We start from the raw sequence: 19,585 nt of genomic DNA, 5'->3' as shown, positions 1-19,585 counted from the left end.
CGCGGGTCACATAGGCTTTTTCTTCAGATTCACATCACACTTCCTGACGATGCCTCTGGAGAATGAATGCCCTCAATTACACCGGATGATGCGGTCGACCGCAGGCCGACGACCCGTTCCGCCGCACCCACCACAAGTGTTCGGAAGGTGGCGATCGCCAGCGGCATAGGAACCACAATCGAGTTCTATGACTTCTTCATTTATGGAACTGCTGCCGCACTGGTATTTCCGACAGTCTTCTTCCCAGCATTGGGTGCCACTGCGGGGACCGTCGCATCCTTCGCCACCTTTGCGGTCGCTTTCATCGCGAGGCCTGTCGGAGCTGTGGTCTTCGGACACTTCGGCGACCGTATCGGCCGAAAGAAGACGCTGATCTCGACGCTGCTTCTGATGGGCATATCCACTTTTGTAATCGGGTTGCTACCCAGCGCTGACACCATCGGAATAGCGGCTCCGATAATTCTCGTTCTGTTGCGATTCGGGCAGGGATTCGCTGTAGGTGGAGAATGGGCGGGCGCAACTCTTCTCACTGCCGAATATGCACCACCGAAAAAGCGCGGCTTCTACGCCATGTTCCCGCAGCTGGGCCCGTCAGCGGCATTCATTCTTTCGAGCGCGACATTCCTCGTAACGGGGGCTGTATTCGGTGACACCAACGCAGTCTTCCTCGACTTCGGTTGGCGTATACCGTTCCTTCTCAGTGCAGTTCTCGTGCTGATCGGGTTGTACATGCGACTGGCCATCGAAGAAACACCGGTTTTCCGTGCGAACCAAGAAGCGGAAGTTCGAACTCCTGATCGTGCTACCACCCTTCCGATCTTCGAAGCCTGGCACGTACAGAAGAAGGAGATTCTGCTTGCCGCCGGAGCGCTGGCTTCACTGTTCTCGCTCTTCTACATGGGCACCGCATATCTGACCAGTTACGGCACAAAGACCCTCGGCTTCGATCGCCCCTTCGTGTTGTGGACAGGCTTGGTAGGCGCCGTGGTCTTCGGTATCGCGATCGCACTATCTGCAACGTATTCCGACCGAGTCGGACGCCGCAGAGTGATCATGACCTCTTGTGCAGCGGCAATTCCTTGGTCGCTCGTTCTATTTCCCTTGCTCGACACGGGGAGCCCGATTGCGTATGTCGTGGCCATGTGTGTGACGCTGACGATCTTCGGTATCGCCTATGGGCCAACCGGTGCCCTTCTTCCGGAACTGTTCCAGACTCGATTCCGCTACACAGGTGCCGGACTGGGATACAACCTCGCCGGTGTTCTCGGCGGCGCAATCCCGCCGTTGCTCGCCGCCCCTCTCGCGGCACAATTCGGAAGTATTGCTATCGGTGTCATGCTGGCGCTCTTGTCGGTACTCAGCCTCGCCTGCACGAAAGCGCTCTCCGAGACGAAGGAAGTGAGCATGACCTGACCTGCGATAGGGCTAGGCAACGCTACCGTTCGACGCACCGGCCATCAGCCGTCCAGTCTTCTGTATGAAACTAACTCGAGCGGCCCCCTGAACTGCGAAATGCGCAGTTCAGGGGCTTCCTTTCGTGTATCGGCATATTCTGCTGCGCTGATAATTGTCCCTGGGCGGTGGTGACTTCTGGCCCTGCACGCATGGTTGTCGAGGCAGCGAGGATCGATAGCGTGCATCGCTCGACCGTCGAGAACGGCATTGCTTTGTGATTTACGGAGGAACCCAGGATGAAAGCTGCTGTCGTTACCGAGTTCGGTACGCCCCTCGTCGTCCAGGACATTCCTGTCCCCATCCCGGGACCCCAGCAGGTGCTCGTGAAGATTCAAACTTGCGGAGTGTGTCACACCGACATTCACGCTGCGAAAGGTGACTGGCCCGCCAAGCCAACCGTGCCTTTCGTCCCAGGGCACGAGGGTATCGGCCTCATCGAGGCCGTGGGATCACAAGTGTCCGAGGATCGAATCGGCGAGCGCGTCGCCATCGCGTGGCTGGGTTCGGCGTGCGGTGAGTGCGATTACTGCGTATCCGGGTGGGAGACCCTGTGTGAGAAACAGCAGAACAGCGGGTACTCGATCGATGGGGCGTACGCCGAATACGCAGTGGCAGATGCCCGTTACGTCACCCGCGTGCCAGATGGAATCTCCTCCTTCGACGCCGCTCCATTGACTTGCGCAGGGGTAACGACCTACAAAGCGGTCAAAGTCGGCGGGGTGTTGCCGGCTCAGCGTGTTGCGATCTTCGGCGTCGGCGGCCTGGGTCACATGGCTGTGCAATATGCCAAGATTGCCGGAGGATTCGTCACCGCAGTCGACATCGAAGACGAGAAGTTGGAACTTGCGACCGAACTCGGGGCAGACCACACCGTCAACTCGTCGTCGACGGACCCGGTCGAAGCGATCCGCGCACTCGGCGGTGCCGATGTCGCGATCGTATTGGCAGTGATTCCCGAGGTATTCGACCAAGCTTTCCGATCACTCCGTCGCGGTGGGCGGTTGGTGTGTGTGTCGATGCCTGCTCATGGAGTGTTCCCGGTGCCGATCTTCGAGACTGTGGTCGGTGGTATCTCGGTGCTCGGCTCGATCGTCGGCACCAGGAAAGATCTACGTGAAGTATTCGCCTTGCACGAGGCCGGTCGGACGAAGGTCTCTGCGGTGTCTCGCAAGCTCGACGAAGTCAACGAGTGTTTCGACGACCTGCTCGCCGGCCGTTTGACTGCGCGAGCGGTCTTCGAGTTCTGATGGTGGCCGACGCCATCTCGAGAAGTACGCGGACAATGACGAAGCGCTTCTCGCCTCGCAGAACATCGGCCGAGGTCATAACGACGGTGCAGACGCCGTAGGGTTCGGGAGGGCAAGCACGTGCAGAAACCGCGTGTGGCCACAACGAATCGAGCAGCGTGATGAACGCAGAGGACATCGGTGGTCCGGAGCGGGTAGCTGTTCGTGCACGGCACACATACCCTGACGAGCTCGACGACGATTTCAGAGCGAGTCTGGCAGACCTGGGTAAGCTCGCGATGAGCACGTTGACCCTGTCGGAGACGCTGTCCCACGTGGCAGAGTTCGCGGTGCGGGCCATCCCCGGCGCCGATGGGGCAGGGCTGACGCTTCTCCATTCGGACAAGCCTCCAACGATCGTCGCCAGCGCGGACTTCGTGCGAGTGGTCGACGGCATTCAGTACGGGCTGGGGCAAGGCCCGTGCATCACGGCCGCCTCGGAGGGCATCACAGTTCGGTCCGGTTCGCTCGACGCAGATCCTCAATGGCCAGAGTTCGGGCCCCAGGTCGGTCATCTGGGAGTTCATAGTGTGCTGTCGCTGCCGTTGATCACCCGAGCCGGTGTGCTCGGAGCGATGAATGTCTACGCCCATCAGCCGGATGCGTTCGACGACCGCTCCGTAGAACTCGGCGAACTCTTTGCAGTCCCCGCCGCCGTCTCGGTTCAGAACGCACGTGCGTTGGCCAGCGCCGTGCAACTCACCGAGCAGCTCGAAAAGGCTCTCAGCAGCCGAGCGGTGATCGATCAGGCAATCGGTATTCTGATCAGCAGAAGCGGATGCAGCGGCACTGAAGGGTACGAAAAACTTCGAACGCTCAGCCAGAACGAACACAAGAAGCTCGCTGTGGTGGCCGATACGGTGGTCGCCGAGGCGATGAAGACTGCCCGTTCGCGTCTTCGACGGAAATAAGTCCGTCGCATGGTGCTGTGAGCATCGCCCACCGAAAGAGGGTAACGTCGACGGCGCAGGTGAACCCGAGACTTGGAGTCCGACTTTGGTCTCTCACGTGCATCTCCCTAACGGAAATTTGACTCCGCAGGGTCCTGGAAGTATCGAACAGGCGATCGGGCCGCACTGGATTTTCGATGGAACTACAACGTCGGTTGATGGCCGACCTTTTCCTACTTACCGAAGCGCTCGACAGTGACACAGTCGATCTCGCACATCTGGCGCTCCGGCTGGTGTCCGACATCGACGATGCCGTGTCGTCCGTCGTCTCCGTTTCTCTCACCATCACGATCGATGGTGGACAGTTCGAGGTTGCGGCGTCGACGGAGGATGGCAATGCGTGCGGTGCTGCCTCGTCTCTACGGATCACTCTGCCGGGTTTACCGAAGACGTCTGCCGTTGCGCAACTGGTGATTCTCTCCGGGACAGCCGGTGCTTTCGTCAATCTCGCTGCGGACGTGAGCTATTCACTCGGACTGGCCGGCGACGCGATCGTCCTAGACGACCGTATTCGACACACCGACAAAAATGAGCCGGCTGCAACAGATGTTCAGCGGACGCTGACTGCGGTCAGCGTAATCAATCAGGCAGTGGGAGTGCTCATCGAGAGCGGCCGAACACCCTGCGAGGGACGCGCGGAATTGCATCGTCTTGCGCTGCAGTCGGGCTCACCGACTATCGAGATTGCCCGACGGGTCCTACGTGATGCCCTCGGATGGCATCCGCCCCGATGCTAGCGGATCGACTATGATGCATGAAAATCGATGCAGCACTGGAGGATCGAAAAGGTAGCCGCTGTCATTTGAACCGATCGGCGATGATGTGGCGCGGAAGTTGGAGCGGACTCGGATAGGCAACGAGAATTCGGTTTCCATCCGGGTCCCGTCCGTCGAGGAACTTCACTCCGCCGGCGCTGTGAATGTACGTGGACGGATAGTGTTGTCGCAATCGTTCACCGACCTGTTCGAGCTCTTTCTCGGTTGCAGTGGACCACATGACCTCTTTCACTCCGAGGGCGCCGATTGGGCGTTGCACCAGAGATCGGTCCGCGTACAGGTAGATCTGAAATCCATCCGGTGCCAACAACAGTGCCGCATCCGACTCCCGTAACGCGACGGTGCATTCGAAGACCTCGCAGTAGAACTTGGTCGAGATCTCGAGCTCGAGTACCCCCATCAACATCGACGAGACGGCCACCGAAGGAACGTTGGGTGGCACGGACCCGGCGTTGCCCGCGCTAGTGATGATCCCTCGAATGAACGACGAGCACGGGGCATCGAGCATGCTCGGCGCACTGTGCACTGACCGATCCCAACAGTAGACCGACGAACCCACCACGGCCGCGGCTTCCTACGACGAGCATGTCTGCCACTCGACTGGCGTCGAGCAGTACCTGGGCTGGAACACCTTGTACCGCACTCTGTCCGATGTCAGTCGGTGCATCGTCACCGAATGCGGCAACGATCGATTCGGCCACAATTTGCTTGGCGTCCTCATCGGGGTGAATGTCGTTGGCGAAGCCCTCACCCATGTATGTCGGATACTGCCATGCAGCCATGACATCTATGCCGATTCCCAATGCCTCCGATATCCGTCGCGCTTGCTGCAGTGCCAGGATCGAGGAGGGTGAACCGTCGACGCCCACCACGATGCGGCCTGTGGATTCAGAAGGATCCGTCTGGGGCCCGCTGGTCGGTGTTGTACTCATCTTTTGATACTGCGCGTTGGTTGCGCGTCTCGTCAGAGTCTTTTGTCCCGATATGTCAGGGACCACGTGGGACCCGAAAAGGGGTAGCGTCGACGGTGCTGAGAACTTCAGCTGGTTCGGGAAGAATTTCGCCGTCCGCCGCGGAATTGCTGGGGTATTCGGCTCCGCGGCCCGTACGAGTCGCTGATTGTCTGTAAGTCTGGATCGCCATGACGGTTTCACACAGCTCTTCTGTCGAGCGGTCACCCGTGCTCTGCGGTAAATATGCCGCGCTCGTTCATGTCTCAGGTTTCCAGTGATGAATGCGCTGGTCGTGGTGGTTGTCATTTTCATCGCGCTGATCCTGCTGCTGCTGGCGTTGTCGGTGCGGGTCGTCAAGCAGTACGAGGACGGTGTGCTCTTCCGGCTGGGTCGGGTAATCGGAGAACGTGCACCGGGCCTGAGATTCATCATTCCGTTCGTAGATGTGCTGCATAGAATTTCGTTGCGAATCGTGACGATGCCGATCCAGTCACAAGGCATCATCACCCGCGACAACGTAAGCGTCGACGTCTCGGCGGTGGCGTACTTCAAGGTGGTCGACGCGGTGAAGTCGGTCGTCGCGATCGAGAACGTCTACTCGGCGATCGACCAGATCGCACAAACCACGCTGCGCAAGGTCGTCGGCCAACACACCTTGGACGAGACCTTGTCGGAGACCGACAAGATCAACCTCGACATCCGGGCCATCCTGGACGTCACCACTATCGAATGGGGCGTGCAGGTCACCCTGGTCGAACTCAAAGACATCCAATTGCCCGACACGATGAAGCGAGCGATGGCCCGACAAGCGGAAGCCGAGCGAGAGAAGCGCGCGAAGATCATTGCCGCCGAGGGCGAATCGTTGGCTGCGGCAGCGTTGGGTGACGCGTCCGACACCATGATGGCGCATCCATTGGCGTTGCAGCTACGCAACTTGCAGACATTGGTCGAGCTCGGCGTCGACAAGAACACCACCGTCGTTTTCCCAGCACCGCTGATGTCGACGATCGCCGAGCTCGGGAGTTTCCTGGCACGGGAGGGATCGGCAGCGGTCGAGCCCGCGACGCAGGTTCCCTCTTCTGCGCCGACCGCAATGGTGCCGAACCGCAAAGCCGCGGACGAGGGTTTGCGGTGATCGCCACGGCCCACAAATTCAGTGCCGCCGCACCCACCGGTGCCGAAGTCGACCGACAGTGAAGTTCCCCATGACGAGAACAAGGACACCCATGACCGACACCGTAGTGATGCCACACGCCAACACACTGGAACCTGAACTACTGCGGAGGATGCACGCTTACTGGCGCGCGGCGAATTACCTCTCGGTCGGTCAGATCTACCTCTATGACAATCCGCTGTTGACCAGGCCGCTGGTGCTCTCGGATGTCAAACCGCTCGTTGTCGGTCACTGGGGAACGACGCCGGGGCAGAACTTCATCTATCTGCATCTGAATCGTGCAATCAACAAGTACGGCCTGGACATGTTCTACGTTGCGGGGCCCGGTCATGGTGGTCCTGCTCTCGTCGCGAACACCTATCTGGAAGGTTCTTACTCAGAGATCTATCCCGACGTGAGCCAGGATGAGGCGGGGATGAAGAAGCTGTTTACCCAATTCTCCTTTCCTGGAGGCATTTCCAGTCACGTGGCGCCGACGACTCCGGGATCGATTCACGAAGGTGGAGAACTCGGCTATTCGCTGAGCCACGCTTTCGGCGCCGCATTCGACAATCCGGATCTGATCGTGGCGTGCATCATCGGCGATGGTGAGGCCGAAACCGGTCCGCTGGCCACAGCGTGGCATTCGACCAAATTTCTCAACTCCATCAGCGATGGAGCGGTCCTGCCGATCCTGCATCTCAACGGATTCAAGATCAGCAATCCCACCCTGCTCTCGCGGATAGAACCCGAGGAACTCGATCAATTCCTTCGTGGCTGCGGGTGGGATCCACGCTACGTCGAAGGTGACGATCCGGAGGTGATGCACGAGCTCATGGCTACTGTGCTGGACGAAACGATCGAGACCATTCACGCCATCCAACACCACGCCCGAACGACGGGTAACAGCGCAAGACCGAGATGGCCGATGATCGTGCTGCGGTCGCCGAAGGGGTGGACCGGTCCGAAGTTCGTGGACGGCGTGAAGATCGAAGGGACGTTTCGGGCACACCAGGTACCACTGCTGGTCGACGAGGCGCATCCGCAGCACGTCGAGCAACTCGACGCGTGGATGCGCAGTTACGAACCTGATGAGCTCTTCGATCCGTCCGGTCGCCTTCTTCCCGAACTAGCCGAACTTGCTCCCTATGGACCGAGGCGGATGGGAGTCAACCCACACACCAACCCGGGCGTGCGCCGTGACCTCGTGATGCCCGACTACCGCACCTACGCCGTGGCCGTGACCGCGCACGGTGCAGTGAGCGCCGAAGACACCCGAGTGCTCGGGACCTTCCTGCGCGACGTGATCACCGCGAACGACGAGGCACGCAATTTCCGCATCTTCGGGCCCGACGAAACGCTGTCCAACAATCTCGGCGCTGTCTTCGAAGTCACCGACCGGCAGTGGGAAGCTCGCACCGTAGACAACGACGAAGATCTTGCGACCCAGGGGAGGGTCCTGGATTCGATGCTCAGCGAGCATCAGAGCGAGGGTTGGCTCGAGGGCTACCTGCTCACTGGACGGCACGGGCTGTTCAACTGCTACGAAGCATTCATCCACATCGTCGACTCGATGTTCAACCAGCACGCCAAATGGCTCAAAATAACTTCGGAACTACCGTGGCGGCGAAACATCGCCTCCCTGAACTATCTACTCGCTTCCCACGTCTGGCAGCAGGACCACAACGGATTCACCCATCAAGACCCCGGCTTCCTCGACCACGTCGTCAACAAGAAAGCCGACATCGTCCGGATCTATCTGCCGCCGGACGCCAACTGTCTACTGTCGGTGGCGGACCACTGCCTCCGCAGCCGCCATTACGTCAACGTGATCGTCGCGGGCAAACACCCGATGCCGCAATGGCTCACCATCGAGCAGGCCGAAGTGCACTGCACCGAAGGAATCGGCATCTGGGAATGGGCCGGCAACGACGCCGGTGACGAACCTGACATCGTATTGGCGTGCTGCGGCGACACCCCGACCCTCGAAGTGTTGGGAGCGGTGTCGATCCTGCGGGAACACCTGCCTGAGCTGAAGGTTCGGGTCGTCAACGTCGTGGACCTGATGAAGCTGCAATCCCCGAGCGAGCACCCGCATGGATTGTCCGACGGCGATTACGACTCGATGTTCACCGTCGGCAAGCACATCATCTTCGCTTTCCACGGGTACCCGTCTCTGATCCACCGACTCACCTATCGTCGTACAAATCGAAATCTTCATGTCCGTGGATACAACGAAGAAGGCAGTATCACAACCGAATTCGATATGAGGGTGCAGAACAGGCTCGACCGATTCCACCTCGTCATGGACGTCATCGACCGGCTCCCGGAACTTGGTGGCACTGCCGACTACCTCAAGCAGACGATGGCCGACAAGCTCGTCGAGCACAACCGCTACATCGATATTCATGGCCAGGACCTTCCCGAGATTCGCAACTGGATCTGGAACCCCGCGTCGTGACGAGCACAGTGGCCCGGGAGCCGGCGACTGAGATCGATCTACCGGGCATTGCGTACCTGGTGGCTGCGGCGAATGCTTTGGTCGCCGCCGACAAGGGCCTGCTGGCAATCGACGAGTCCATCCCCACCTGCAACAAAAGATTCGCTGCACTCGGGATTGCCGAGACCGAGGACAACCGACGAAGCTATCGAGAACTGATTGTCACTACGCCCGGCCTCGCCGACAGCATCAGCGGAGTCATCCTGTGTGACGAAACGATTCGCGAGAACACCTCTGGCGGTCATGCGTTCGCTACCGTCCTGGCGAATCGGGACATCGTCCCCGGTATCAAGGTGGACCGCGGTACCCACCCGCTGGCAGGCCATCCTGGCGAGAAAGTGACCGAAGGTCTCGACGGGCTGCGCGAACGTCTGGTTCGGTACGCCGAGTCGGGGGCCCGGTTCGCCAAGTGGCGGGCTGTGTTCACCATCGGCCCGGCCACGCCGAGCCGCGCATGCATAGAGGCCAATGCCCACGCACTGGCCCGTTACGCAGCTCTGTGTCAGGAAACCGGTCTCGTTCCCGTCGTGGAACCCGAAGTGCTCATGACCGGCGACCACACCGCGGCCCGATGCGGCGAGGTAACCGAAACTGTTCTGCGAGAGGTTTTTTCTCAGCTACACATGAACGGTGTCGTGGTCGAGGCCATGCTGCTCAAGATCAACATGGTCCTTCCCGGGCTCGACTGCCCAATTCAGGAGAGCGTCGAAGACGTCGCCGAGGCTACTATCTCTTGCCTGCGCCGGACCGTGCCCGCGGCGACCGCTGGAATCGTTTTTCTCTCCGGTGGCCAATCCGGTGATCTAGCGACGGCACGACTCGACGCCATCAACTCCGCAGAACTTCCGATATTGCCGTGGCCCGTCGGGTTTTCCTACGGCAGAGCAATTCAACAACCTGCCCTATCCATCTGGGACGGACAGGATGCGAATGCTGCCGCCGCACAACGCGCCCTACGTCAACGCGCTGAAAATAATCAGGACGCACGACGTGGCAAGTACACGTCCTCAACCGTCCTCACCCCGACGTGAGCGACCCGACACGATGAAACTAATCATCATTCGTCATGGTGAAACCGAGTGGACAGTACACCGAAGATACACCGGCAGTACCGATCTGGACTTGACACCGCACGGTCGTGGACAAGCTTCCGCACTGGCGCCTTTAATAGATCGCATGTTGTCCGGCCACAGTGCGCGAGCGATTTCCAGTCCCCTCGGACGTGCAACTGAGACCGCTGCCCTCGCCCTCCCCGGTTGGCCGGTCACAGTGGATCCACTCGTCTCGGAATACGATTACGGCGACTACGAGGGTCTGACGAAAACCCAGATCGACTCTCTGGCACCCAGTTGGGACATCTGGAGAGACGGTTGTGCCCACGGCGAATCCACCGAGGCTGTCGGGAAGCGGGCCGATTCCTTTCTCGATGCGCAACCAGGGACGGGCGACGAGGCGGTAGTAGTTGTCACCCACGGGCACTTTTCTCGAATTTTGGCTGCGCGGGCGTTAGGCCTGACCCCCGAGAGTGGGCGGCTGTTCGCCAGCATCACCGCGTCCATTTCAGTGATCGAGGACTACCACGGCGAGCGCTGCGTCGGGCGGTGGAATGTGGATGCGGCGCTGCTCCCCAGATGAACGGAAATACTACCCAGGAGACGTCTTTTGGGTCATGTGCGACGACGTTGCTCATGGATAGGTTCCGGGTAGAAGCAGGACAACACGACTTTCTCTGGCGGACCACCTGTCGTTTACCTGAACGCGGCAGGATCGGGATCTTCAACCGCTCGTACTACGAGGACGTCCTCATCGCTCGTGTCCATCCCGAGATCCTGCAAGGGCACGGCACACCGGAGCGTCACCGCGAGCTCGAGTCTTTTCGTAGTCAGCTCAGCAAGTGACCGGAAGTATGCGCTGGGGAAAGTACTTCCATTTACCTACGACGGAGTCGCCTGTGCACCGGCGCGCGCCCCGCCGGTTGAGTGGGCGTCGGCCGCGGCGTCGGATGAGGGATCGGTAGCTGCAAAGGTTGTCCGGCGATGACCTGGGCGGGGTGTCCGTGGTGGACGACGTCCATCGGAGCCCCGTCGGTGAGGGAGTAGCGAGCAGATCCCTGGGTGACTTCGACATACAGTCGTTGACCGCGCAGAAACAAGGTGAATGCGAGCCGGGTTATGCCCTCCGGCAGGCGAGGCCCGAATACGAGGGCGCCGTCGTCGTGGTGGCGCATCCCGCCGAGCCCGCCGACCAGCGCAATCCAGGTCCCCGCCAACGATGCAATGTGGAGGCCGTCACGGGTGTTGTGTTCGAGGTTGTCCAGGTCCATCAACGCGGCCTCGCCGAGGTAGTCATGGGCGAGACCGAGATGGCCGACCTCGGCGGCGATGACCGACTGAATGCATGCCGACAGCGAGGAGTCCCGGACAGTGATTGCCTCGTAGTAGTCGAAGTTGCGTGCTTTCTGCTCGGTTGTGAACGCGTCACCGCGCAGATACATGGCAAGCACCAGGTCGGCTTGCTTCGTGACCTTGCGACGGTAGAGATCGAAGTATGGAAAGTGAAGCAGCAGTGGATAGTTCCCGGCATCGGTGGCAGCAAAGTCCCAACTCTGATGTTCCAGGAAGCCCTCGGCTTGCGGGTGCACACCCTGCTCGTCGTCGTAGGGCACGTACATGCCATGCGCGGCGTCGCGCCAAGCCGCGGTCTCCTCGTCGTCGACGTCGAGGTCACGGGCCCGTTCGGGGTAGCGGTGGGTGGTGTCGGCAGCGGCCTGCAGGTTCTGTTGTGCCATCAGGTTGGTGTAGACGTTGTTGTCGGCGATTGCACTGTATTCATCCGGTCCGGTGACCCCGTCGATGCGGAACCTGCCCGTGTCGTCGTGATGACCGAGGCTGTGCCACAGCCGGGCGGTCTGCACCAGCAATTCCACGCCGACGGTCCGTTCGAATTCTGTGTCCCCGGTGACGCGTACATAACGGACGACCGCGTCGGCGATATCGGCAGCGATATGAAACGCAGCCGTGCCGGCCGGCCAATAGCTCGAGCATTCCTCACCTGCGATGGTGCGCCACGGAAACGCTGCGCCCCGCAGACCCAGATGAGCAGCTCGATCCAGCGCGGCAGGCAAGGTGGCGTGGCGCCAACGCAACGCGTGTGCGGCGGCGTCCGGTGAAGTGTAGGTGAGCATAGGAAGCACGAATGTTTCGGTGTCCCAGAAGGTGTGGCCGTTGTACCCGGGACCGGTGAGGCCTTTCGCCGGGATTGCTTTGCCCTCGGCGCGGGCGCCTGCTTGCAATACATGAAACATCGCGAACCGCACGGCCTGTTGGATCTCGGCGTCTCCCTCGACCTCGACATCGGCGTGGTCCCAGAAGTCGTCGAGGTAGTCGCGTTGCTCGGCGAGTAAGCCGTCCCACCCGGTGGCGGTGGCGGCGGTGAGCGCCCCAGCGACCTGAGCGCGTACCCCCGGCAACGAACGCGTACTCGACCAGCCGTAGCCGACGAACTTGACCAGGTGGAGCGGTTGTCCGGGGCTCAGGTCCGCGGTCACTGTCACGCGGGCAAGATCCGGGTAGCTCGCCACGTCCTGCTGTACTGCCGGGCCGGTCACTACGTGGTCCATCGCGCACCCGATCCGCAACTGACTGCCCCGCGTGCAGTGCAGCAGTTCGGCCCAGGCTGCGTGGGAAGAATGTGCTTCCGATTGCAGCGGTGAGTCGAGGGGCGAGGAAGCCCGTGGGTCATTGTCGTCGGTCGGCGGCATCTGCTCGTTGGCGACGAGTTCGGATTGCACGACGACTCGGGCCGGACCGTCCAGGACCTCCACGTCGTAGGCGATCGCAGCTACCGCCCGTTGCACCAGAGATACCAGACGTACCGAGGTGACCCGGATGCGGCGACCGGCCGGCGAGGTCCAGTCGACGCTGCGGCTCAGTACCCCGGCTCGCAAGTCGAGCACTTGTTCGTGAGTGTGCAATTCACCGTAGCGAATGTCGAAGGGTTCGTCGTCGATGAGTAGCCGAATGAGTTTTCCATCGGTGACGTTGATAACCGTCTGGCCGGACTCCGGGTAGCCGTATCCGGCCTCCGCATACGGCAGACGGCGTTGCTCCCACACCCCGTTCAGATAGGACCCCGGCAGACCGCTCGGTTCACCTTCGTCGAGGTTTCCGCGCCACCCGATGTGCCCGTTCGACAATGCAAACACCGACTCGGTCTGTGCCAACAAGTTGAGATCGAACGAGGTTGCGCGAATGCACCACGGGTCGACGGTGAAGGACGGATTCAGAATCATCGCCGGTCGAACAGTTCGGCCAGATCGGTCACCACGATGTCGGCCCCATGCGCACGTAGCGCGTCGGCTTGCCCGACCCGATCGACTCCTACGACGAAACCGAAGCCGCCTGCTCGACCTGCCGCCACCCCGGCGAGAGCGTCCTCGAACACCGCCGCCTGTGATGGTTCCACCTGCAGCGCATGTGCACCCGCGAGGAACGTGTCGGGTTCCGGTTTGCCTCGCAGATGGTCGCGGCGCGCGACGACTCCGTCGATGCGGGCGTCGAAAAGATCCTCGATCCCCGCCGAGGCGAGCACGTCACGGCAGTTGATGCTCGACGAGACCACTGCGCGCGCCAATCCGGCGTCACGCGCTGCGTGCACATAGCGGACTGATCCCTCGTAGGCCGTCACCCCGTCGCGGTGGATCATTCGGAGCAAAATTGTGTTCTTTCGTGCCCCCAGGCCCTGCACGGTGTACCGCTCTGGCTGCTCATCGTCGGCTCCTTCGGGCAACTCGATTCCGCGCGACTCGAGGAAGGACCGTGTCCCATCTGCACGTGGTTTGCCGTCGACGTAAGCGTCATAGTCGGAGACCCGGTCGAACGGCACGAATTCGGTATCCGACTTCTCGGCCCGATCTCGGAGATAGGCGTCGAACATCTGTTTCCATGCAGCCGCGTGCACTGTAGCTGTTTGCGTCAGCACACCGTCGAGATCGAACAGACAGCCGCGTACCTGATCCGGGAGACCCAACACGACGTCGACGCTACGCTGCCACCCGCCGCGGCAAGGAACCATCAGCACTTTAAATTCTCTTGGCAATTATTTGTATTTGGATGAGGACCGGCAAGATTCACCTCAATTTGTATCCGCGACGGCGCTACTGTTGGTGTGAGAATTCACCTCACGGCCGTCGGCTGTATGGGCATGTCGTCGGAGGTCTGTCTCGGTACGGCGGCCTGGAGCGGACTGATCGAGCGCTAAGGGAAATACAGATGACGGAGTTCACCGAAGTGGTTCACAATATTCGAGCTGGATCGTTGACTGCGGAGCAGGTCAGCACAGATTTCGACGACTTACGAAGCGCCATAGGTGAATTGGCAGGGCTGGTGGCGGGTAGCGGCGGGCTCCTCGAGTTGTTGACCGACGTCGCGGCTTTCGCAGTTCGTGCGATCCCTGGCGCGGATGGTGCTGGGGTAACACTGTTGCGCGTCGACCGGACCGACAACTTGGTCGAGGCATTGGCAGCGAGCGCTCCGTTCGTCGCCGAAATCGACAAGATTCAGTATGTGACGCTGCACGAGGGGCCCTGCATCACCGCAGCCTCGGAGCGCCGCACAGTGCGGTCGGGGTCATTGGGCGGGGAGCAGATGTGGCCGCGATTCGGTCCACGTGTGGGCAGACTGGGCGTGCACAGTGCACTGTCGCTACCGCTGTTGCTGCCTGACCGTGTGGTCGGGGCCATCAACGTCTACGCCCGAGGTAAGAATGTCTTCGGTGAGCACGCCGTCGAGCTCGGGGAACTGTTCGCCAAACCCGCGGCAGTCGCCGTCCGCAATGCCCAGATCCTCGCCCAGGCGACGACACTGGCTGCTCAGCTACAGAGCGCTCTGTCGACACGGCCGGTGATCGATCAAGCGATCGGCCTGCTTCGCGGACGCAGCGGGAGCAGTGCCGAGGACGCTTTCAGTCAACTGAGGGCGATCAGCCAGGCCGAGCATCGCAAATTGGGGGAGGTGGCCCAACACATCGTCGACGAAGCCGTTCGCCGTGCGATTGCCCGTCACCACCCGGTCTGAATCGCGATCCGCTCCGTCCAGGTCGATGGGGTGTAGCGTCAACTGTGTTGAGACACTCAGCCAGTCCGAAATGAAGGTGGCTGTCAGCCGCACCCCTCAGAGCAATCGCTCACAGCCGGACACTTCGGTGACACCGCAATTTTCGGGGATCGCCATGAATTCTTCACCGGACCTTTTCGCGCCCAATGTCTTTGGTGCCGGCAGCAGGTCAGCGCTATGACCGCGGCTGACCCGCAGACCGCGCCGCGACGGTCTGCGGACCAGCCTGCACCGGATATCGATTTCAAGTCGGTGCCGCTGGCCACCGTAAAGACGCAGCTCGGCTACTCACCGGACGGACTGAGCATTGCCGATGCTGCGAAGCGGTTGGTGCAGTACGGGCCGAACGAGATTGCTGAACACAAGACCAATCCACTGCTGAAATTCCTGAGCTACTTCTGGGGCCCGATCCCGTGGATGATCGAGATCGCCGTCATTCTGTCCGGCGCAGTCGGGCACTGGCCGGATTTCTTCATCATTCTGGTGCTGCTAGTGGCGAACGGTGTCGTCGGATACACCGAGGAACGTCAGGCAGGCAACGCGATCGACGCGCTCAAAGCCAAGTTGGCTATCACTGCGCGCGTCACCCGCGATGGTAAGTCGATTTCGGCACCGGCACGAGAGCTGGTGCCGGGTGACGTTATCCGCTTACGTCTCGGTGACATCGTTCCTGCTGATGCACGACTGCTCGATGGTGATGACATCGAGGTCGATCAGTCGGCACTGACCGGGGAGTCTCTGCCTGCTGCTGCCGCAACCGGCGACGCGGTGTTCTCGGGGTCGGTCATCCGACAAGGGGAAGCCAGTGCGTTGGTGTACGCCACCGGTAGCGGCACCTATTTCGGGAAGACCGCGGAATTGGTGCAAGACGCGCACACAGTGAGCCATTTTCAAAAGGCTGTGCTTCAGATCGGCAACTACCTGATCATTCTGGCGGTTGCGCTTGTCTCGCTCATCGTCTTGGTAGCCGTGCTGCGCGGAGACCAGATCCTCACGACTCTGCAGTTCGCGCTGGTCCTGACCGTTGCGTCGATCCCGGTGGCAATGCCGACCGTGTTGTCGGTGACGATGGCCGTAGGCGCACGGCTGCTCGCCAAGAAGCAGGCCATCGTGAGCCGATTGGTTGCCATCGAGGAACTTGCCGGTGTGGACGTGCTGTGCGCCGACAAAACAGGCACACTCACCCAGAACTCACTCACGTTGGGTGTCCCGTTCGCCGTCGATGGTGTGATTCCGGCAGCTGTCGTTCTCGATGGTGCGCTGGCCTCGCGCGCGGACAATGACGACCCCATCGACCGTGCAGTCTTGGGCGGACTCGACGATGAGACAATCTTGAACACCTTCACAGTCACTCATTTCGCACCTTTCGACCCGGTGCACAAACGCACCGAGGCTACCGTCAGCGCATCCGACGGGGCTACGTTCCGAGTCACGAAGGGCGCGCCACAGGTCATCTTGGCGCTGGCCACACCGTCTGAACAGATCACCCGAGCCGCCGACGGTGCCGTCGATGATTTCGCCGCGCACGGATTCCGGTCGCTGGGCGTGGCCCGCGCCGACAAAGACGGTGACTGGCGCTTCGTCGGAGTCCTGCCCTTGTTCGATCCTCCGCGCGAGGACGCTGCGGAAACCATCTCCACCGCTGCCGCGATGGGCGTCACCGTCAAGATGGTCACCGGCGATGCGCTGGCCATCGCCAAAGAAACTGCGTCCAAAATTGGTTTGGGCACACACATTCTAGATGCAGCGGCATTGGGTGACGTGAAGAAGAACGAATCGGCAGCGGTGACCGAATCCATCGAGACCGCAGACGGTTTCGCTCAAGTCTTTCCAGAGCACAAGTACCACATCGTCGACGTGCTACAGAAGCGTGGCCACATCGCCGGCATGACCGGGGACGGGGTCAACGACGCCCCCGCATTGAAGAAGGCGGACTGCGGCATTGCCGTCTCCGGTGCCACCGACGCCGCCCGCGCGGCCGCCGATATCGTACTGATGACTCCTGGTCTCTCGGTCATCATCGAGGCGATCAAGGAGAGCCGCAAGATCTTTCAGCGGATGAACAGCTACGCCATCTACCGCATCGCGGAGACGTTGCGGGTGCTGCTGTTCATGACCGTTGCCATCCTGGTCTTCAACTTCTATCCGGTCACCGCCATCATGATCGTGATGCTCGCGCTGCTCAACGACGGCGCCATATTGTCCATTGCCTATGACAAAGTGCACTACCGCAACGAACCCGAAGCATGGAACATGCGCATGGTGCTCGGTATTGCCACAGTTCTGGGTGTGGTTGGGCCGATCGCCGCTTTCGGATTGTTCTACCTGGGGGACCGTGTCTTCGAACTCGGCCACGCGCGCGTACAGACGTTGATGTATCTCATGCTTTCCGTCGCCGGGCACCTGACGATCTTCCTGACCCGCACCCGCGGGCCGTTCTGGTCCATTCGGCCCGCCCGCATCCTGCTGATCGCTGTCTGCGGCACCCAGGCCGTCGCGACTCTCATAGCCGTCTACGGGCTCTTCATGTCCCCTCTCGGCTGGGGATGGGCCGCGGCAGTCTGGGGTTACGCACTCCTGTGGTTCCTTGTCAGTGACCGCATCAAACTCCTTGCCTACCGAATCCTCGATCCGCGACCTCATCATCGTTGGGTGAATTCGACTGCGACGTAATTGGTGTGCTCTCGGCTTCCAATCGGGAACTGAGGGCGCTCACGGCTTCTCCTACGGATTCGAACAGGTGCTCCTCTCCGATCAGCGCGAGCAGTCCACTCCGCGCCAAACCTCTGCGCGCCGTCTTGCTGGTTCTTGCCATTGCGAAGGTGATTCCTCTCGAGCGGAGTTGATCGATCAACTGCCGCAATGAGTGCGCTCCCGTGTAGTCGATATCGGTCATCCCCATCGTGTCGAGCACGACGAGGTGCAGGGGATCATCCGCGGCGTCGATTGTGGCGGTGATCTCGGTTCGAAATTCGGTTGCGTTGGCGTACCACAGAGGTGTCGCGAACTGCACGACGAGTACCCCGGGAACCTTCCTCGCTTGTTCGGTGTAGCTCAGGGGCACCCAACTGGTTGTCGATGGGATGTGTCCCAGTACGTGAAGGTGGGGACGTGCGCTGAGGCGGGTGCGGTCCAGAATTGCCAACGCTACCGCCACGCCGATGCCGTACTCGACACCAACGAGGGCAACTGTCAGGAGAGTGACCACAGCGAGAGCGAACTCGAAACGGTCGTAGCGGGCGATATCGATCAGCTCGCGTACGTGCACGATTCGGGTGGCGATGAAGATCAGAATCGCAGCCAGGGTTGCCACCGGCAGGTTCTCGAGGAGCGCCAGAGCGGGGATCAGCAACACGAGCGCGCAGGCAGCAGCGATGCCCGCTACCTGGGTCCGTCCCGACGCCGAAACCACTGCTGCAGTTCGTGGCGGGCTCGCGTTCACCGGAAACGCACCCACCAGGCCTGCGGCGACATTGCCGGCTCCGATGCCGAGGAAGTCGCGATTGACATCCACGTCATAACCGCTCTTGTCGGCGAAAGCGCGCGTGGTCGCCGCACTCTGGCTGACGATCACCAGTGCGACGACACCGGCGATGGGCGCAAGTGTGCTCAACGCCGACCACGACACCCCGTGCAGGCCGAGATGTGGAGCGCCGTGTGCGAGCGAACCCAGCACTGCTACCCCGTGGGAAGTCAGATTCAACGCACCGACGAGGATCGTCGATCCCACCAGTGCGATCAACGCACCCGGAATCCGTCGATCCACCTGATCGGCGAGAAACACGACAGCGAAAACCCCGGCCCCGATACCCAACGTCCAGCCGTTTACCATGGCAGGATCGCTGACGATCAGTCGGATTCGGTTCAACGTCCCCCCGCTGACGGCTGGCAGGCCGAGCAGGTCGGGCAGCTGATGCACAACAATGATGATCGCGACTCCACCGAGGAACCCAGCGATGATCGGCGTCGACAGGAACTCGGCAATCCATCCGAGTCGCAGTAGGCCCACCAGGGCCACGATCACACCCACCATCACCGCGAGGATTCCCACCGACGCCACATAATCACCGGGGGCGGTCGATACCGCAGTGGCGATTCCGACGGCGAAGAGTGGGGCGATCGTCGAATCGGCCCCGATCGACATCTGCCGGTTCGATCCGAGCAACGCGAACAGGAGTGTGCCTGCAACGAACGCGTAGAAGCCCGTGATCGGCGGCATACCTGCCAGCCGTGCAGTGGCCAATTGCTCGGGCACCGCGATCGACAAAAGTGTAAGTCCCGCGAGCAGATCGCCGAGTAGCCAGGACCACCGATAATCCTGCAACGATGAAAACAATACCGGCCGTACACAACGCACCCGACGTGTCAACGCCGACTTCGGATGCATCGATGCCTCCTT

The 19,585-nt window shown here is 60.9% G+C and carries 15 protein-coding genes and 1 pseudogene; 11 read left to right on the top strand and 5 right to left on the bottom strand.

Features of this window, described 5'->3' with window-relative positions; genetic code table 11:
* Nucleotides 1-66: 66 nt before the first annotated feature.
* From E5720_RS09045 to E5720_RS09030, 4 genes are all read left to right on the top strand, one after another.
* Nucleotides 67-1,413: an MFS transporter gene (locus tag E5720_RS09045; protein WP_136170381.1), complete on the top strand. Its 1,347-nt coding sequence runs from the start codon at nt 67-69 to the stop codon at nt 1,411-1,413.
* 278 nt (nt 1,414-1,691) lie between these two features.
* A complete protein-coding gene (locus E5720_RS09040; protein ID WP_136170380.1) occupies nt 1,692-2,702 on the top strand; it encodes a zinc-dependent alcohol dehydrogenase in 1,011 nt (336 codons plus the stop codon).
* A gap of 161 nt (nt 2,703-2,863) precedes the next feature.
* A complete protein-coding gene (locus E5720_RS09035; protein ID WP_084344914.1) occupies nt 2,864-3,652 on the top strand; it encodes a GAF and ANTAR domain-containing protein in 789 nt (262 codons plus the stop codon).
* 176 nt (nt 3,653-3,828) lie between these two features.
* Entirely contained in the window at nt 3,829-4,428 is a 600-nt protein-coding gene (locus E5720_RS09030; RefSeq protein WP_084344916.1) for a hypothetical protein, read from the top strand.
* A 61-nt stretch (nt 4,429-4,489) separates the two neighbouring features.
* Here the strand turns inward: E5720_RS09030 and E5720_RS09025 are convergent, their stop codons facing one another.
* Together E5720_RS09025 and E5720_RS09020 are read right to left on the bottom strand one after the other, a co-directional pair.
* On the bottom strand, nt 4,490-4,888 hold the full coding sequence (locus E5720_RS09025) for a VOC family protein (protein ID WP_247596239.1): 399 nt from the start codon (nt 4,886-4,888) through the stop codon (nt 4,490-4,492).
* A 40-nt stretch (nt 4,889-4,928) separates the two neighbouring features.
* Complete coding sequence (locus E5720_RS09020; protein ID WP_136170379.1) at nt 4,929-5,399, bottom strand: universal stress protein; 471 nt, start codon at nt 5,397-5,399, stop codon at nt 4,929-4,931.
* Nucleotides 5,400-5,697: 298 nt separating this feature from the next.
* On the opposite strand from E5720_RS09020, the gene E5720_RS09015 reads away from it, so the two are divergent.
* The 5 genes and pseudogenes from E5720_RS09015 to E5720_RS21985 all read left to right on the top strand — a co-directional run.
* Nucleotides 5,698-6,555, top strand: a complete 858-nt coding sequence (locus E5720_RS09015) for a slipin family protein (protein ID WP_084344920.1) — start codon at nt 5,698-5,700, stop codon at nt 6,553-6,555.
* Nucleotides 6,556-6,664: 109 nt separating this feature from the next.
* Nucleotides 6,665-9,034, top strand: a complete 2,370-nt coding sequence (locus tag E5720_RS09010; RefSeq protein WP_210730036.1) for a phosphoketolase family protein — start codon at nt 6,665-6,667, stop codon at nt 9,032-9,034.
* Nucleotides 9,031-10,104 (top strand): class I fructose-bisphosphate aldolase, encoded by a 1,074-nt coding sequence (locus E5720_RS09005; protein WP_210729983.1) that lies wholly within the window; start codon nt 9,031-9,033, stop codon nt 10,102-10,104. The genes E5720_RS09010 and E5720_RS09005 overlap by 4 nt, the downstream gene beginning before the upstream one ends.
* Nucleotides 9,998-10,708: a histidine phosphatase family protein gene (locus E5720_RS09000; protein ID WP_348769850.1), complete on the top strand. Its 711-nt coding sequence runs from the start codon at nt 9,998-10,000 to the stop codon at nt 10,706-10,708. The genes E5720_RS09005 and E5720_RS09000 overlap by 107 nt, the downstream gene beginning before the upstream one ends.
* An 80-nt stretch (nt 10,709-10,788) precedes the next feature.
* Nucleotides 10,789-10,905 (top strand): annotated as a pseudogene (locus tag E5720_RS21985) (polyphosphate kinase 2 family protein); the annotation flags it as partial.
* A gap of 98 nt (nt 10,906-11,003) precedes the next feature.
* Here the strand turns inward: E5720_RS21985 and E5720_RS08990 are convergent.
* On the bottom strand, nt 11,004-13,364 hold the full coding sequence (locus E5720_RS08990) for a glycosyl hydrolase family 65 protein (RefSeq protein WP_136170376.1): 2,361 nt from the start codon (nt 13,362-13,364) through the stop codon (nt 11,004-11,006).
* Nucleotides 13,361-14,146, bottom strand: a complete 786-nt coding sequence (locus E5720_RS08985) for a beta-phosphoglucomutase family hydrolase (RefSeq protein ID WP_136172544.1) — start codon at nt 14,144-14,146, stop codon at nt 13,361-13,363. The genes E5720_RS08990 and E5720_RS08985 overlap by 4 nt, the downstream gene beginning before the upstream one ends.
* 197 nt (nt 14,147-14,343) lie before the next feature.
* Here E5720_RS08985 and E5720_RS08980 point away from each other — a divergent pair, with 197 nt between their 5' ends.
* Nucleotides 14,344-15,147 (top strand): GAF and ANTAR domain-containing protein, encoded by an 804-nt coding sequence (locus E5720_RS08980; protein ID WP_136170375.1) that lies wholly within the window; start codon nt 14,344-14,346, stop codon nt 15,145-15,147.
* Nucleotides 15,148-15,363: 216 nt separating this feature from the next.
* Nucleotides 15,364-17,859, top strand: a complete 2,496-nt coding sequence (locus E5720_RS08975; protein ID WP_136170374.1) for a plasma-membrane proton-efflux P-type ATPase — start codon at nt 15,364-15,366, stop codon at nt 17,857-17,859.
* Here E5720_RS08975 and E5720_RS08970 read toward each other — a convergent pair.
* On the bottom strand, nt 17,789-19,573 hold the full coding sequence (locus tag E5720_RS08970; RefSeq protein ID WP_136170373.1) for a SulP family inorganic anion transporter: 1,785 nt from the start codon (nt 19,571-19,573) through the stop codon (nt 17,789-17,791). The genes E5720_RS08975 and E5720_RS08970 overlap by 71 nt on opposite strands.
* Between the last annotated feature and the right edge of the window lie 12 nt (nt 19,574-19,585).

Origin of the sequence: Rhodococcus sp. PAMC28707 (assembly GCF_004795915.1) — a bacterium.
GTDB lineage: Bacteria > Actinomycetota > Actinomycetes > Mycobacteriales > Mycobacteriaceae > Rhodococcoides.
Note: the sequence above shows the minus strand (reverse complement) of the source record. Positions and strands in the feature narration are given on the sequence as shown.

Bases quoted from the DNA above. Each gene is read 5' to 3' on its own strand.
- E5720_RS09045 (WP_136170381.1), top strand. From the start codon at position 67: ATGCCCTCAATTACACCGGATGATGCGGTCGACCGCAGGCCGACGACC.
- E5720_RS09040 (WP_136170380.1), top strand. From the start codon at position 1,692: ATGAAAGCTGCTGTCGTTACCGAGTTCGGTACGCCCCTCGTCGTCCAG.
- E5720_RS09035 (WP_084344914.1), top strand. From the start codon at position 2,864: ATGAACGCAGAGGACATCGGTGGTCCGGAGCGGGTAGCTGTTCGTGCA.
- E5720_RS09030 (WP_084344916.1), top strand. From the start codon at position 3,829: ATGGAACTACAACGTCGGTTGATGGCCGACCTTTTCCTACTTACCGAA.
- E5720_RS09020 (WP_136170379.1), bottom strand. From the start codon at position 5,399: ATGAGTACAACACCGACCAGCGGGCCCCAGACGGATCCTTCTGAATCC.
- E5720_RS09015 (WP_084344920.1), top strand. From the start codon at position 5,698: ATGAATGCGCTGGTCGTGGTGGTTGTCATTTTCATCGCGCTGATCCTG.
- E5720_RS09010 (WP_210730036.1), top strand. From the start codon at position 6,665: ATGCCACACGCCAACACACTGGAACCTGAACTACTGCGGAGGATGCAC.
- E5720_RS09000 (WP_348769850.1), top strand. From the start codon at position 9,998: ATGCGAATGCTGCCGCCGCACAACGCGCCCTACGTCAACGCGCTGAAA.
- E5720_RS08990 (WP_136170376.1), bottom strand. From the start codon at position 13,364: ATGATTCTGAATCCGTCCTTCACCGTCGACCCGTGGTGCATTCGCGCA.
- E5720_RS08985 (WP_136172544.1), bottom strand. From the start codon at position 14,146: ATGGTTCCTTGCCGCGGCGGGTGGCAGCGTAGCGTCGACGTCGTGTTG.
- E5720_RS08980 (WP_136170375.1), top strand. From the start codon at position 14,344: ATGACGGAGTTCACCGAAGTGGTTCACAATATTCGAGCTGGATCGTTG.
- E5720_RS08975 (WP_136170374.1), top strand. From the start codon at position 15,364: ATGACCGCGGCTGACCCGCAGACCGCGCCGCGACGGTCTGCGGACCAG.
- E5720_RS08970 (WP_136170373.1), bottom strand. From the start codon at position 19,573: ATGCATCCGAAGTCGGCGTTGACACGTCGGGTGCGTTGTGTACGGCCG.